The sequence below is a fragment of the Marivirga tractuosa DSM 4126 genome (genome assembly GCF_000183425.1).
Lineage (GTDB): Bacteria > Bacteroidota > Bacteroidia > Cytophagales > Cyclobacteriaceae > Marivirga > Marivirga tractuosa.
The window spans coordinates 3,398,015-3,414,288 of sequence record NC_014759.1 but is presented as its reverse complement, the minus strand read 5'-3'; the positions used below and the strand labels follow the sequence as shown (position 1 = coordinate 3,414,288).

The window sequence follows — 16,274 nt, the reverse complement described above, 5'->3', positions numbered from 1 at the left end:
AAAAACCTTAAGGAATCTGTTTATATTAGACCCAAATTACAAATTAAAGGTTGGAATGAAACATTATTTTTATTTATTCATCATATTTTTATCGATCACATCGCTAATAAGTGCTTGTGTACCAGTCCAAAACACACAATCAAGCGGAAGTAATACCTATTATCCTGATTTAGAATTTGTAAATAAAAGCTATAGGGAAAATATTAAAACCGTTCAACTTGTACGTTTCAAGGGAAATCAAATGGTTTCTACTGACAATCCGGTGATTGAATTAGGTAAAAATGAAAAGTTACTGCTCACTTTCGATGACATAAATGATGAACAGCAACAATATCAGGTTAAAATCATTCATTGTGATAAGGATTGGAAAAATGAAAGCAATATTCAATCGATGGACTATCTTGAAGAATACAATCAATTTCCAATCAGAGAATTTGAATTTTCGTTTGACACTAAAATGGGTTACATCCATTATGAATTTGAGCTCCCAAGGGTTAGTTTGTCTGGGAATTACCTCTTAGTGGTGTTTAAAAACAATAATGAAGACGACATTATTCTGAGTGAAAGATTTATGGTCTATGAAGATAAGACCTCGATAGATTACAAACTGGTTCCATCAAATGTGGTAATCCAAAGGAGAACTCACCAAGAAATAGAATTTGAATTATTGCTTAACAGAATTAATGTAATTAATACTGGAACGGATATTCACCCTGTAATCAGACAAAATAACAACTGGCTATTTGCCAAAGCAGCCCCAGATCCAATACGGGTTTTAGATGGCAATAAGAGATTGGTTTATAAATTTTATAATGGTCAGTTGAGCTTTCCGGGAAATAATGAATTTCGGTTTATTGATTTAACAACAGTCAATTTTAAAGGAAATAATGTAGCGAATATTAATAAAGATACTAATCCAATAACAGTTACAGCACGACCCGATGGTATTCGGGCTTCAGAAGCGTATAGAGAATGGGAAGATCAAAACGGTGCTTTTGCTATTGGGAATCGTGAAAGACCCAACACCCCTTTAGTCTCCGATTATTTTCTAACAAACTTTGAATTGAATGCACCAAAGGAACTAGGTGATATTTACCTAGTTGGAGAATTCAACAACTGGAAATTGAGTAACTCCAACAGAATGAAATACAACACTAATACTGGTAATTATCAAAACAGTTTTTTGATGAAGCAAGGGTATTATGAATATACCTATTATGTAGCTGGCGAAGAACTAAATCCTATCGATGGAAGCCATATTAATACCGAAAACACTTATGATATTTTAGTATATTATACAAGTCCTCAACTTAGATATGACAGATTAATAGGATATACGCAGTTTAATTCTCGAGCTGCCCAGTAAAATAAGGAACTGTCTGACTTCCAGGTGTGACTTCGGCCAGGTCTAACATACCAAAGCCTTTATCATTAAATAAGCCGACACCGTTTTCAAATAAATATTGATGAAGCTCTGGCGCAGCCTTTAGAGTAAAGGGAAAGGTATAACCTCTCACTTCATATGGCACATCCTGATCAAATATGGGGTATACTCTAGAATATTTCTTACCCCGCTCTTCTAACTTCTTTAGATAATTGCTGTCAGGGTAAAATTCGAATCCACCAAGGTCATTCAATCCATTTTTTTCTAAAAGAGCTGTTTTAAGAAAATCGGCAAATTCGATCGAACTAGGGTGTATAAATTTTTTCCCACTATCACTTGAAAACTCTGGTGTTAATAAAACTACTGGTGATAAGCAGATATATTTTACCTCTTCAGCAAATTCAATATCATTTTCCAGCTCAACGGAATGAGGGATTATGGTCAATCCATTTAATTTAATCTCCGGAAGACTAAACAAGACTTCAATTATAGAATCAACAAAGTCTTTATTAGAACATGAGAAAACAACTGTTATTTTAGAGCTGTAAAAATGCAGCCCAGATTTACTAACTGTAGTCTGCCCCTTTAATCCTGAAAAATTATAATGTTTAAAATCATTAAATTCTTCTTTGCCACACTTTTTGATCAGTCCTTTAAAAAATCTAAACAAATAGTATTGGTGGTGAAATGGAACCGTTGCTCCTTTTTCTTTATTTTTAAAAATCAGTCTAACTCTCACGATTCTCTTTTTTTCAAAGACTAATCGTACTATTAAATTGTTTTAAAATTTCTAAGAAAATTTACACATTAAATCTAAAATGCATAATATCACCATCCTTTACTACATACTCTTTACCTTCGATCGACATTTTTCCTGCTTCTTTACAAGCTTGCTCAGTTTTATACTTTTGGTAATCTTCCAATTTAATAACCTCCGCTTTTATGAAGCCTTTTTCGAAATCAGTATGAATAACACCAGCGGCCTGAGGTGCTTTCCAGCCTTTCTTAATAGTCCAAGCTCTTACTTCTTGCTTACCTGCGGTAAAGTAGGTGATAAGGTCTAGGATAGAATAAGAAGCTCGAATTAACTTATTTAAGCCGGATTCAGTCAATCCATACTCTTCCAAGAACATAGCCTTTTCTTCAGCTTCATCAAATTCTGCAATTTGAGATTCAATAGCAGCACTCACGACTATCACTTCAGCTTCTTCCTCTTTCACGTATTCTTTAAATTTCTCCACCCATTCATTTCCAGATACAGCTGCAGATTCTTCCACATTCGTAACATATATAACGGGCTTATCAGTCAAGAGCATTAAATCGCGAACTGGTTCCTTCTCTTCTTTTGATAATTTCAGGGTACGCGCATTTTTCCCATCCTCTAAAACCGTTTTGTACTGATTTAGGATTGCCATTTCTTTTTTAGCATTGGCATCTCCTGTTCTAGCAATTTTTTCAGTTTTCTGAATTTTTTTCTCTACTGAATCCAAATCTTTTAACTGCAGTTCAGTATCAATGATATCCTTATCGGCTACAGGATTTACCCGTCCAGAAACATGTGTGATATTATCATCTTCAAAACATCTGACCACATGAACTATAGCATCTACTTCGCGGATATTACCCAAAAACTTATTTCCTAAGCCTTCTCCTTTACTTGCACCTTCCACCAAACCAGCTATATCCACAAATTCGATGATTGTAGGCACTAGCTTGTTAGGATTAACCAACTCCTCTAAAATATCTAGCCTTTCATCAGGAACACTGATGACACCAACATTTGGATCAATTGTACAAAAAGGAAAATTTGCTGCTTCAGCTTTCGCATTTGAAAGTGCATTAAACAAAGTTGACTTTCCAACATTTGGCAGACCAACAATACCACACTGTAACCCCATGAAAATAAATTATTTAATTCTGAAAAATCTTATATTGTTTATATCCTTGGTAGAGCTCAATAAAAATCACTCTAATAACTGTATATACTGGGATGGCGGCAACCATTCCTACCACACCAGCCAAGGATGCGCCTGCAAAGATAATAACAAAAATCTCTAATGGATGTGCTTTTACACTTTTTGAGAAAATAAGTGGTTGTAGAACTATATTGTCTGTGACCTGAACTACAGCAAAAACAGAAACAATCTTTATTACTAAAAACAATAGTTCATTATTAAATTCAAATATCCCCCCTGTGGTTACCCCTACAATGATACCAAAAGTAGCCCCTAAAATTGGCCCGGCATACGGAATAAGATTTGCGACAGCCGCAAAGACAGCTATGGTAACGGCATATTTAATTCCTAAAATACTTAAGCCAACGGAGGCAATTGTAAATATTGAGATCATCTGAAATAATAATCCTAGCAAATAATTTGATAGCAACTTTTCAATTTTATAAATCGCACCTATTGAAACCTCAAAATACTTGTTGGGAATTAATTGAATAAACTTTCTTCTTGCCAATCCTTTTTCATAAAGCAGGAAAAAAGTAATGAACAATACAGCTAAAACAGCAACAAAAATACTTCCTGTTATGGAAATAAAATTATTTAGAACATAGCTGAAGTCAACCGTTTGAGCAAAATTTAAAATGCTTTCCTTTAGCCGGTCAATAATAAAACCCTCTTCGCCAATATTGGGTATGGAGTCAATTAAGAACACTTCTATTGACTGAATAGGAGTTGTAATCCGATTATATAGATTGTCATAATTAAGTTTGCTCAAGATTTGGATTTGCTCAGAAACTAAGGGGATAAACAATCCAACAAATAGGACGATAAAACCAATAAAAACAGAAAATGATATGAATATGGTAAAGATCTTGGGCAATTTATAGCCGTAGAAATAGAGGCTGTTTAAATAACCTACTAGAGGGCGAAGAATAGTCGAAATAATAAGCGAAATGATGATATATACTAATATATCAGAAAAGAGTAGGCTAACTAAATAAAGTAATGCAGCGCCTCCTAGTAAATATAAAATTGGTCTAAGTCGGTTCACAACTCTAAGATAATGGATAAATCTTGAAATGGAAGACTATAACCAATAGTAAAACAAAAGATAAACTACCCTTCACGATTTTTAAAATCGACAGGGCATTTATCCAGTATCTAACTGAACAATATAGATGTCTTACACTTTGCAGAAAAGCAACTTACACACTCAGTATCCAAGTTTCTTTAACAATATAATCAAATCATCCACCTTATCATATTCAAAATCGTATTCCTTATCAAGTGACTTAATCGCTTTCTTTCCGAAAAGTGAGTACAGCGATCTCCTGTTCTTAATGGTTAATTTGATATCTTCTTTTACATCAACCAGTACAAATTCGTCAGGTTGTTTCACAAACTCATTTGGTTTCTCCGACTCATATGGATTATTACTTTTTTCAGCTCTCGAAAAATAGGCTTTATAATTTCTTAACAATAAGATTTCAGTACCATGTAAATACTCATAAAATCTATCTACTTCATCATCTATCACAATAAACTTCTTCTTGTCATAAATAATTGAATCAATTTCACTGGAGCTATCCAGCGTTAAAACAACATCATTTTTCTTGAATTCGAAATTATTCTTGACCACATTAAATCGTAACTCTGCCTCGACTGGCTTCTGCTGTCCATTTAAATATATAGAAGCAGATGTAAAACTATCACTCAAATAAGGGCTACCAATTATATCATCATAAGAAACACCATCGATTTTGCGAAAACTTTCATCCTGCACAAAAAACTGTGACTCGAGGTAAATGCCATTACTTTGACCAGTTCCTAAATATGGAATAAGATTAAGAAATATTATTAGTAGAATTCTCATAATAAAGAAAAATAGCTGCCATTACAGCAGCTATTTAATCATTGTTAAACTAAATAAAAATTAATTTTTAATTAAAACTTCACTGTAAGAGCCGAAACTTCCCGCTCCTACTGTGAATGTCAAGTTTAATGCAAATTCACCACATGTATTAACAGCACCAGTCCCAGTTACACTAAGTGGCCCGTAATCAGCTGCAAAAACTGGAGTATTTGCATCAAATGCAACTTGCGTTTCAACAGTAGCAGTATACTCAATTTCACCAACTTGATTAATCACAAAGGTAATATCCTGAGCGTTTGGCACACCTATGTCATATAATCCTTCGATTACATAAGTGAACTCATCTGCACCAGCTACTACATTAACCGGATAAGAGAAACCCCAAAATTCACTATTAACAGTATACTCACCTACTAAGAAATCTTGGTCGTATTCACAGAATTGAATAAGATTCAATTCAAATGTCTGACGGAAGGATGCAGCGTCAGGATTGTCTTGCAATGCAAAAACCACTGTACGTGAACCATCAGCCAACGCATCAAAATTACCAGTAACAGATAGAGACGCTAAAGTCTCGCCCGCTCCAAAAGTAATCTGCTGACTCTCTAAAGTAAAGTGAACACCTTCTTCTGCTGTTGAAAGAGAATCTACCACTACTATATCGAAAGTTTTACTTTCAGATGCAGCCGCAGTTAATCCTACTAGTACCTCAAATTCGTTGTTTGTTGATTGAACAAAGTAATCTGAGGAGCTATTTGCAAATTGAACCAATGATGGTCCATCGTAAAAATGCCTTTCTCGATCACAAGAAAATATAACTACTGAAGTAATCAGTACAAATAAATTTATATATAATTTTTTCATAATTCAATTATTCATTATTAGTGTATCCTGGATTCTGAACTATATTCTCATTAGCAAATATTTCTGCTTGAGGAATAGGAAATAACCATCTGAAGTCATCTGACTCAACAGTACATGGAATTGCACCAGAAGTACAATCTCTTGAGTCTCTCACTAGATCCAATCCATTTCTCTTCAAGTCAAACCACCTGTGTCCTTCAAAACCCAATTCTCTTCTTCTTTCAATAAGAATTTCGTCCATAATTTCATCAACACTGCTAAAAGTTGCATCAGTATAGCCTTGAATTCTTTCGCTTCTTAATTCATTTAAAGCATCCGCAGCTAATGGAAGTTGATTAGTTTTTGCTAGAGCCTCCGCTAAAATCAATTGCATTTCTGCAGCTCTAAACACTTTTACATTATTCAATGCCGCATTATCTGGAATACCAGGATATTTAGCAACTTCAACATTGTCATTAGCATATGAACCTGACACAAATCTGTTGAATCGAACATCATTTACTTGATCAAAAAGATCAATATAGCCTTGAGCTGGTTGAAAAAATCGATCTCCATTTAAATCAGTAAATAAAGTTCCAATTCTTCCATCTCCAGGAATACGTTGTAATGCAAAAATTAAACCTGCATTGCTCTGGTCAGTCCAAACGGAAGAGAACTCAGCAATACCTGCTAAAGATACATTAGCTAAAACTTCGCTAGCAAAAGTTTCGGCAGCTCCGAAATCTTCTTCATAAAGCGCAACTCTAGCTTGCAAAGCAACAACAGCATTTTCTGTAATTCTGAAGACATTGTCATTTTGGCCAGCTAGAAGAGTTTTAGCTGCTTGTAAATCTTCTTTTACTTTACCAAAAATAAACTCAGTTGTTTGTCTTTCTGGTTTAACATCAGGATCTAATCCATCAGGCCTTCCATTGTCATCCAAGTCCTCTAATCCTAACCACGGAACTGCAGCAGCAGCTGGGTCATACTTACCTGAATAAACTCTCCATAAATCGAAGTGCTGCATAGCTCTAATAGCTAACATTTCACCTCTAATAGCACTTACTTCTTCTTCCGTTACTACTCCTTCAGTAATAAGCCTATCCATGTTAGACAGAACCCTATTAAGTCTGGAAACAACATCGTAAAGATTACTCCAAACACCTAGTGCTTCACCAGTAGTTGATACTACTTGATAATCATGTGTTTGTCTACCTTGACCTCTATTCTCTCCTCCTAACTGAAGGTTATCACCCATTCTACTTGAAATATCAACTAGATTGGTGCCTGATATAGCTGCGTACACCCCAAAAGCTCCTGATTCAATATCAGCAAGTGATTGGTAAGCTGTTTCCTCTACAATTATATCCCTTGGTGTTACATCAAGAAATTCATCACAAGAAGAGAAAATCAAAATCCCTAAAAATATATAAATAATTCTTTTCATATTATTGTCTTTTATTAAAATGTTACATCAACTCCCACAGTATAAATCCTTGAAGCTGGATACTCATACTGAGCAATGTTATTGTAGTTTTCAGGATCGAAACCAGTGAATTTAGTAAATGTCAAAAGGTTTTGTCCTTGAGCAAATATTCTAGCAGATTTGATAGTATTTACGTTATCCAATAATTGCTGAGGAAAGTTATAACTGATCACAACATTTCGTAATCTGAGGAACGATCCGTCTTCCAAATCCTTAGAGCTGAACTGTCTAGCATATCTGAAGGACTGGATATCTGTTATATCACCGGGCTCTTTCCACATTTCATTCATTATACTTGACAAGTTATATTGCGTGAAGTTATGATTCTCTTGGAAAAACCTTTGGTTGTTGAATATGGTATATCCATAATTGAAGGTCCAGAAAGTACTGAAGCTAAAACCTTTGTATCTAACTTCAGAATTGAAACCTCCGTAAACTGGTGGTTCAAAGGTCCCGAACTTTGCTACACTATTGTCAGCAGAAAATTGGTTTGTGATATTGCCTTCGGCATCCTTATACAATGGTTCACCATTGGCAGGATTAACACCAGCCCATTCAACTATATAATGAGAACCTAGAGGTAATCCAACCCTGATAATACTTGTACCTTGCTCAAATTCATCAACTTGACCTAAATCTGTTATCTCGTTTTGGTTATAAGTAATATTTCCACCAACTGCTACCAACCAATCTTCCGTTCTTACTAAATCATAGTCTAGCTTAAACTCAACACCTCTGTTACGCATCGTTCCAGCATTAACCTGTCTACTAGCAAAGCCTGAAGTTCTTGATAATTGTTGTGTAATAAATAAGTCGGAAGTAATATTATTATAAACATCAACTGTACCTCTTAATCTACTATTAAATAAGGCAAAATCAACTCCAATGTTTAATTGGTTAGAAATCTCCCATTTATAGCCAGGGTCTCCAACAGTTGCTGGGAATAAACCAGCCTGACCAGCATAGTCGGTAGCAGCATAAGTTGTTAGAGATCTGAAATCACCAGAGTTCTCAGGTGTGAAATCTTGGTTTCCAGTTTTACCATAACTCACTCTTAATTTTAATTGGTCAACACCAGTGTTTTCTAAAAACGACTCTCGGTGTAAGTTCCATGAACCTGCAACTGACCAAAGAATAGCACTTTGATTTTCAACTCCAAATCTCGAAGATGCATCTCTTCTTAATGTACCTCGGAAGTTATACTTTCCATCATAGGTGTAGCTAAATATTGAGAATAGAGAAAACAAAGAATTCCTTGACCAACTACCTCCTAGAGCAGGTATTAGGTTAGGGCCAGTTGTTATAGCTTGGTTAGACAATGGTAGTTTACTATTTAAACCATAACCAGTTGAACTAAAACTATTAAATGTGCGCTGAAGCGCTTCAGAACCAAGTACTACATCTACATCATGCACACTATTAAATCTTTTAGTATAAGATAATGTATTGGTATTAATCCATTGCAATCTTCTATTGAAAGCATTTGACAATAAACCAGCATTTCCTGGCGCTACATTTCCACCCGTAAATGAGGTAGGATCTATCCACCTTTCGAAGTCTCTTTGTCTGTAATCAACACCAATTTGTGCTTTTGCAGTTAATCCGTCTATAATATTATATTCAGCGAATGCTCCAAACACACCTTTAAGTTCATTTCTATCATTAGTAGAATTTACTATTCTGTCATATGCATTAGCTCCTGTTCTTCCTGAACCTGTCAATAATTCACCAGTTTCAGAATCACGTAATTCTTCATAAGGATTTGCCAAATAAACAGCTGCAAAAGGGTTTGCTAAAGAGACTGAATTCTCTGATTCAATTAAGCTAGACTGTGAGAAACCTATCGAAGTGTTTGAACCAACAATAAGCTTGTCATTTACATTTGTAGTAAGATTCAATCTAGTAGTATATCGTTCTAGGCCTGACCTTCAAGCTTGACCTTCTTGATTGAAATAGTTAAAGGACACATAATAGTTGGTGTTCTCATTACCTCCACTAGCATTAATCTCATGGGTGTTAGTTCTTCCTGTTCTAGTAAAGATATCTTGCCAATCTGTATTGGTATTTCTCAACCTTTCTAACTCCTCAGCATCATCAGGATCGTTTGGATCTAAACTACCAGCAAGACCTGAGCCTACCAATTGCTCGAATGCCACTTTCTCTTCTGCATCCATCATTTCGAAATTCACCCTAGCTTGCTCTGACCATCCCGTTTGAAAACGATAATTAATTTTGGTCTCACCGGCTTTACCTCTCTTTGTAGTAATTACGATAACACCATTCGCACCTCTTGAACCATAAAGAGCAGTAGCCGATGCATCTTTCAAAACACTTACACTCTCAAAATCATTTGGATTGATAGTAGCGAATTCAGAAGCATTAATTGGCACACCATCCATTACGTATAACGGATCATTACTTGCATTAATGGAACCACTTCCTCTAATCCTTACCGTTGCTCCAGCACCAGGCTGACCTGATCCAGAAGTAACATACAAGCCAGGAGTTCTACCTTGCAAAATCTGATCGAACGAAGGCATTGGAACTTGCTCTAATTGTTCGGCTTGCACCGAGCCAATTGAACCAGAAAGTTTATCTCTGGTTTCGCTTGTATAACCAGTTACAACAACTTCACTTAACTCTTCAATATTTGCTTCCATAGAAACGTCAATTACAGAGCGAGATCCTATTTTAACCTCTTGTCTGTTCATTCCTATAAAAGTGAATACCAAAGTACCCCCATCTGAAGGCACGGAAATTTTATAATTACCGTCAATATCGGTATTAACTCCTGTGCCAGTACCTTTTAATATAACGTTCACACCTGGTAAACTTTCGCCAGTCCCTGCATCAACGACTTTTCCAGTTACCGTGCGATCCTGTGCCCATGCATACAGCACAAACACCAACATGAAACATGTTAGTAGAATCTTCTTCATACTCTAATTGTTTAAGTTAAAAATAATTAAAAACTAAATGTACATAACTTCTGCTTACTCTGACAAGCACAATATAATTTTTTCCATAAATGGAGATATCTGACAAGTCATTAACTAATTAAGGACTACTACTAAACCCTACCTTCAAATCACTACACATATCTTTTATCCATTTGTCTTATCTACTTACGTACTTTTAATGAAATTACCATAATATGATTATTCTAATATTTATTTCATAAAACAAATTACTTTCGAACATAATAATCGAGTTAAATTATCTTTTTAAAGAAAATATATCACTATTTCAATTACACTAACAGACAGTGTATAAAATACAACGGTATATATACACTATTTTACTTGATAGAACATAGTGATTTCTGAAAGAAAACTACGATGGTACGTAGATATTTGTAGTGAAAATTAAAGCCACGTTAGGATTGATACTTATGCATTTATTCTGATGAGTGGCAGAATACAACTAACTAAACCACACTAGTAGTTAAAAGTCGGTAGAGGGTAATGTGTTTTCCCTCTGGCGCATACAACATTAGCTGAAAATTAATGACTATGGAGATGTTGTATGTTATTCAGGCTTTTATTCTTAAAAAAAAACGGTTAAGGTAAGTACCAAATCAAAATTTTCAGTTCGAGAAAAACTCTTCAAAGTACATCTATTTCGAAGTATTTGCTACATAAAGCAGGAAATGAACACTGTCTAGAGCACACATTCTAGACAGACCATATCTATCATAAAATACGTTGACGCCAAACAAATGAAAGATAAAATTAATACTAGAATACTCTTAAATGGGGCTTATTTATTGATTAAAACCTTTTACTTTAATCAATTTCCCACTTTCTGGCCTAAAAGTACCTTCTTTGGTATTTAGTTGTATGACTCCGTAAAACGCAAGTTCTCCAAAAAATTGGAGGTTGTCCTGAGAAGAATAACTAACATCTATGCTCTCAAGATTTTCGATTTTAATATCGAGAATTGTTTCGAAATCTGGAACAATAAACCCATCAATTATAAATAAGGGTTCATTCTTGAAATAGCTACTTGTAAATTTATTTAGGAGGTATAGCCGGGTATCATTCTTTTTATTCTTAATTTTCTTGTAGGGTACTAATTCAGAAATAAACTCTTCAGTACTGGCTAAAGTAAAGTAATCAGCTGCAACGATGGATTCATCAATTATAAAATCTTTACCCAAGTTTTTGCGATCCTGACCCCCAGTCAAATTATCAGCATAATTCTTTACTAGATTTTTAATGGTCACAGAGTCTATTTCAGTAAGCTTCTTTGAATGAAAGGGTGAAGGTTCAATATCTTTGACACTCAATAACTTTTCATAATCATTATTAATTATTTCTATGGAGATATTTTCCAGCTTCCCATCAAGCTGATCAAAGTAAACTTCGTTCGTACCAAATATTGTAGGCTTAAACTCAAACAATCCGTTCTCGTCAGTTTTACTAATTCGAAAAAGATTATCATCACCATTACACTGCATGAACACTGAAATGCTTTTTTGTGGCTCTCCAGCGCTCCTAACAATCCCTTTTAAATTCTGCTTGAAACTAAAATTTGAATGTATAGATCCAGAGTGCTCAGTAAGGTCTAATTCTTTCGACCCTTGAACGTTTTTTAAACTGAATTCACGTAAATTAATTATAGTTATCGCTTCACTAGAGATAATGCTATTATCTTCTAGGTTAAATACATTCAATAAGTATTTGCCACTTTTCAAATTAGAAGATAGTGTGATTGTATTTTGATATGGGGTTTCTTCTACTAAAAATGCCTCAGCTTGTAATCTATTATCTGCAGCATCTACTATTTCTACATAAATACTAGGAATAGTATTAGCATCAGTGCTCACAACTTCAAAATCCATTTCCCCGCCAGCAATTAGCATATTTTGCTGGTTGGTAATAGCAAATTTTAATTCTTCACAATAGGTGGTCACACTTAAAACAGTGCAAAACAAGAAGATCAATATCTTCGATATTTTTATATTCATAATCTTATCTTAGTTCCAATTTGGAGGTGTAATAGTATCTGCACGAATTATATCTCGACAGTCCCCTATAAAATTTCTGTAGTTAGGAGTAGCGATGAAAAAATCTCTTCTATTTATCTTTATGGATTTCGTGTCTTGATCTGATGCAAAAAAGTAACCTAGTACTTTTTCATTTGGATCATCTACATTTCTCAGATTACCATTTATTTCAAATGGGGGCGGATCGAATAAGCTATTTCCACTATTTTTTTGAATCTTTAATAAATTCAAATAGTCATGTGCCTCCTCTGTTAAACTTAATTGTTGAAGATTTATCAAGAATTCTGTCGGCATATCAACCTCTATGGTTGTAACCAACACTTCCTTCACACTTTGTTCTAAACTAATTTCTTTCTCTACAATATTTAGTTCCTTTCCACTCACATCAACATAGCATCTTGTACAACAAGTGAAAGTATCAGGATCGCTTGGCAAAAAAGAGATTACTTGATAGGCTCCACTCCATTTCCATTGCACCAAGCTCTCAGCATCAGCTTTAGCGTCAACAAAAACATCTATGGTTTTATCAACAGATTTATAATTATAATAAATTGAATCAATTTTAGGAGCTCTTACAATTGTTTCTGTCTGAGAAAGGTAAGTCTCATCATTCCAAATTATTTCTACAAAGTATTCCCCACCAACAGTTACCTCAAAGGATTCATCATTCAGTTCATAATGGTCAGTATTGAATTCAAGTTGAGTTCTTCTATCATTAAGTGCATCATTAATGTATACTTGCGCATCAGAAATCATAACTGGTGCTTTAAAGTCATTAGGATTTGCTACATACTTGGTAGACGAAAATAATCTTACCTCGCCATTATTGACACCAGTAATTAACTGTCCATCCACTATTAATAACGGATCAACATCGTTAGTCTCAAAAAATATAGGATCTATACAAGCGTTAATACCTGCTGAGAGCAAAATGACGAATAATATATTCTTAAATTTATTAAATAGATTATAACGTCTAGTTAAACTAACATTCATCAATTATTCTTATTTAAGTGTAAAATTATAACCTACTGAAGGGAACATACTTCCAAGTACAGATAATTTGTAAGCCTGTGGCAATCTACCGTCACCAACTGTTCCGTAAAATATTGTGAAAGGATTACGCCTTGCATATACATTATAAAGACTAAAATTCCATTCCCCTTTAAACTTACTAGTCTTCTTAAGATTAGATTTTAAAGTCATAGATAAATCTAGTCTATGATAATCTGGTATTCTACCATCATTTCTTTTAGAGAAATTCGCATAAACAGTTCCTTGATATTCAAAAATAGACTCTGGAATAGTAAACGGACGGCCAGATCTGTATTGGAAATTTGAAGATATACTAATCCTTTTAGAGACTTTATAATTTACTACCGCATTAAAATTATGTGGAGAATCGAAATTTGCTGGAAAAATCTCTCCAGCTACGGATTCATTTACATTGCTGATTATTCTCCTCAAAGTTCTACTGTAAGTATAACTCAACCAACCATTTAATCTCCCCGATTTTTCTAACTTAAACTCTGAACCATATGAATATCCATCTGCAAGTAAGAGATCCCTCTCCAAAGATTCATTGATGAAAACCTGACTTCCGGCACGGTATTCCAGTAAGTTGGTTTGCCACTTATAAAAGGGCTCCACTTGAAAATTGAAGATATCCATATTAAGGAAATACCCTAAACTGACTTGATTAGTAATTCTTGGCTTAATGTATGAATCGCTTAGCTTCCAATACGAAACTGGAGAAATAGCTACGGAATTGGAGATCAGGTTTATATATTGGTTCGTTAAATTATAGCCAAATTTGACACTGCTCTTCTTATTAATAGAATAGCTTAGACTTACCCGTGGTTCTAAACCAGAGTAAGTATTATAAACTGAATTACCCGATATGGAAGTTGAATCACTAACGTTTTTATAGGGCAGTTGATTTTCCTGATATTCATATATTGTGGTAGGCCCGATATTCAAAAAATAATTATACCTAAGGCCGAGACTATAATTCAGTTTATCAAATAACTTCCCACCATAGTCAATGAAAGCGCTATTATGAAGAGCCCTTTCTTTCCCTGCATCAGAGCTATTAAATGCCCCTTCAGTATTCGGAACTAATTCTCCTAGATTTAGACGGTACAAAATAGACTGAATTCCAACTTCAACATAACTAGAACTTGAAATATCATAAATTACTTCAGCAGCAAGATCAGTATGTTCAATATTTGATTCATAATCAAACCCTATTCTAGTGTCAGGATTGCTGATCCCGTTACTGTACTTAGAGTATGAAGACTTTACAAGAAAAGAGAGATTACTTAAAGCATAGTTTCTGTAAATAAGTGATGCACCAGTATTTTGCACTCTGGAAGTCGTATCTTCCAAAAACTGATAGGTATCTCCACTTAACAATCCGCTGAATGATAAAGATGAGTTCTCAAATTTAGCATCTAATTTAACATTTAAGTCATAAAAGCCGGCTTCCTTGTTTTCTATTTCAGGGTTATTTACAAATGTTTTAATCAAAGAAGTATAAGCTCTTCTAAAATTTATTCTAGCCGCTAGTTTGTCCTTGATCACAGGACCATCCAATGAGACTTTGGTAGATATCAAACCTAGAGAACCACTTAATGATCTATCAGTAAAGGATCCTTTTCGTCCCTCTACATCTAAAACTGAAGAAGACCTCCCTCCATATCTAGCTGAAAACCCTCCTTTATGTAAGTCAAATGACTCAATTGATTCAGAATTAAATATTGAAAAGAACCCAAATAAGTGAGAGGAATTAAATATCGGAATACCATCAAAAAGAATCAGATTCTCATCAACGTTACCACCTCTAACATTAAACCCGCTTGAACCTTCCCCAACTGTGTTTACACCTGGCAATGAAATTATACTTTTAACAACATCCACTTCGCCTAAAAATGTTGGAAGTTCTTTGATTTGTCGGATAGAAATCTTTTCTAGACCACCTTGCGGCCTGTCAACCTTTTCTTGAGCATTATTACCTGTTACCACTACCTCATCAAAAGTGATTACATCGGAATTAAGATCAATTGTAAGTGTCGTATCATTATTCAAATTTAAACTCAGGTTTTCGGATGCGAAGCCATAACTATTTATCACTAAATTATTTTCACCCAGAAATCCTTTAATTTTAAAATTTCCTAATACATCAGAAAGGGTACCTTCGTTATAAGATGTATTTTTAATCGTTACACCTTGAATTGGCTGATCATTTGAGGATTGCATTACTTGTCCTGATATGACAACTTCTTTCCTACCCACTTCAACAGAGTTAAATTTACCAGACTGCTTTCCAAGGATATCAAATTCAGCATTAGTATAGTTGGCGTGTACTAAATCTAAAATCTCTTTACTATAGAAGCTAGATTCAAATATGAAAAATTGATTATTTAGTTCCATGAAAAAGTAACCAGTACCGTCAAGTATATATCTTAAAACTTGACCGAAGGTAGCTTCTTCAAAGTTGGTGCTTATTAAAAGCTGATTTATTGGAATATCACTATTTACAACATCAACATTGAAATGATTTTCTACATCTACAATAATGTCTGATAAAGGCTCATCAACATATTGCTTAGTAAAAGTACTGTCTACTTGCGAAAAACTATTAAAAAGTATAAAAATACTTATACCTAACGTAGTAAGAAATTTTTTCATCCAGGAAAAGAGGTTGATAGTTAGTTACTTAAATTATT

At 34.4% G+C, this 16,274-nt stretch carries 10 protein-coding genes and 1 pseudogene; 1 reads left to right on the top strand and 10 read right to left on the bottom strand.

Translation table 11 applies throughout. The annotated features are described in order from the left end of the window. Positions 1–55 precede the first annotated feature (55 nt). A complete protein-coding gene (locus FTRAC_RS14460) occupies positions 56–1,366 on the top strand; it encodes a type IX secretion system plug protein (RefSeq protein ID WP_013455013.1) in 1,311 nt (436 codons plus the stop codon). Here FTRAC_RS14460 and cas6 read toward each other — a convergent pair. From cas6 to FTRAC_RS14410, 10 genes and pseudogenes are all read right to left on the bottom strand, one after another. Next, complete coding sequence (cas6, locus tag FTRAC_RS14455) at positions 1,344–2,123, bottom strand: CRISPR-associated endoribonuclease Cas6 (RefSeq protein WP_013455012.1); 780 nt, start codon at positions 2,121–2,123, stop codon at positions 1,344–1,346. The genes FTRAC_RS14460 and cas6 overlap by 23 nt on opposite strands. A 61-nt stretch (positions 2,124–2,184) precedes the next feature. Beyond that, positions 2,185–3,282, bottom strand: a complete 1,098-nt coding sequence (gene ychF, locus FTRAC_RS14450) for a redox-regulated ATPase YchF (RefSeq protein ID WP_013455011.1) — start codon at positions 3,280–3,282, stop codon at positions 2,185–2,187. Between the two features lie 13 nt (positions 3,283–3,295). Continuing rightward, positions 3,296–4,387, bottom strand: a complete 1,092-nt coding sequence (locus FTRAC_RS14445) for an AI-2E family transporter (RefSeq protein ID WP_013455010.1) — start codon at positions 4,385–4,387, stop codon at positions 3,296–3,298. Positions 4,388–4,549: 162 nt separating this feature from the next. Then, a complete protein-coding gene (locus FTRAC_RS14440) occupies positions 4,550–5,209 on the bottom strand; it encodes a hypothetical protein (protein WP_013455009.1) in 660 nt (219 codons plus the stop codon). A gap of 60 nt (positions 5,210–5,269) precedes the next feature. Continuing rightward, the gene (locus tag FTRAC_RS14435; RefSeq protein ID WP_013455008.1) at positions 5,270–6,073 is read right to left on the bottom strand and encodes a Calx-beta domain-containing protein; all 804 of its coding nucleotides are present in this window, start codon (positions 6,071–6,073) and stop codon (positions 5,270–5,272) included. 7 nt (positions 6,074–6,080) lie between these two features. Continuing rightward, positions 6,081–7,499 carry a RagB/SusD family nutrient uptake outer membrane protein gene (locus FTRAC_RS14430; protein ID WP_013455007.1) on the bottom strand — a complete coding sequence of 473 codons (1,419 nt, stop codon included), beginning with the start codon at positions 7,497–7,499 and terminating at the stop codon, positions 6,081–6,083. A gap of 14 nt (positions 7,500–7,513) precedes the next feature. Further along, positions 7,514–10,450: pseudogene (locus FTRAC_RS19390) on the bottom strand (SusC/RagA family TonB-linked outer membrane protein). Positions 10,451–11,301: 851 nt separating this feature from the next. After that, positions 11,302–12,507, bottom strand: a complete 1,206-nt coding sequence (locus tag FTRAC_RS14420; RefSeq protein WP_148230091.1) for a hypothetical protein — start codon at positions 12,505–12,507, stop codon at positions 11,302–11,304. 9 nt (positions 12,508–12,516) lie between these two features. Further along, the gene (locus tag FTRAC_RS14415; RefSeq protein ID WP_013455005.1) at positions 12,517–13,542 is read right to left on the bottom strand and encodes a DUF4249 domain-containing protein; all 1,026 of its coding nucleotides are present in this window, start codon (positions 13,540–13,542) and stop codon (positions 12,517–12,519) included. 9 nt (positions 13,543–13,551) lie between these two features. Then, positions 13,552–16,236: a TonB-dependent receptor gene (locus FTRAC_RS14410; RefSeq protein WP_013455004.1), complete on the bottom strand. Its 2,685-nt coding sequence runs from the start codon at positions 16,234–16,236 to the stop codon at positions 13,552–13,554. Positions 16,237–16,274 lie beyond the last annotated feature (38 nt).

What these genes read in the sequence shown, in the direction of transcription:
- FTRAC_RS14420 (WP_148230091.1), bottom strand. Translation starts at nt 12,507, where the DNA reads ATGAATATAAAAATATCGAAGATATTGATCTTCTTGTTTTGCACTGTT.
- FTRAC_RS14415 (WP_013455005.1), bottom strand. Translation starts at nt 13,542, where the DNA reads ATGAATGTTAGTTTAACTAGACGTTATAATCTATTTAATAAATTTAAG.
- ychF (WP_013455011.1), bottom strand. Translation starts at nt 3,282, where the DNA reads ATGGGGTTACAGTGTGGTATTGTTGGTCTGCCAAATGTTGGAAAGTCA.
- FTRAC_RS14440 (WP_013455009.1), bottom strand. Translation starts at nt 5,209, where the DNA reads ATGAGAATTCTACTAATAATATTTCTTAATCTTATTCCATATTTAGGA.
- FTRAC_RS14410 (WP_013455004.1), bottom strand. Translation starts at nt 16,236, where the DNA reads ATGAAAAAATTTCTTACTACGTTAGGTATAAGTATTTTTATACTTTTT.
- FTRAC_RS14460 (WP_013455013.1), top strand. Translation starts at nt 56, where the DNA reads ATGAAACATTATTTTTATTTATTCATCATATTTTTATCGATCACATCG.
- FTRAC_RS14430 (WP_013455007.1), bottom strand. Translation starts at nt 7,499, where the DNA reads ATGAAAAGAATTATTTATATATTTTTAGGGATTTTGATTTTCTCTTCT.
- FTRAC_RS14435 (WP_013455008.1), bottom strand. Translation starts at nt 6,073, where the DNA reads ATGAAAAAATTATATATAAATTTATTTGTACTGATTACTTCAGTAGTT.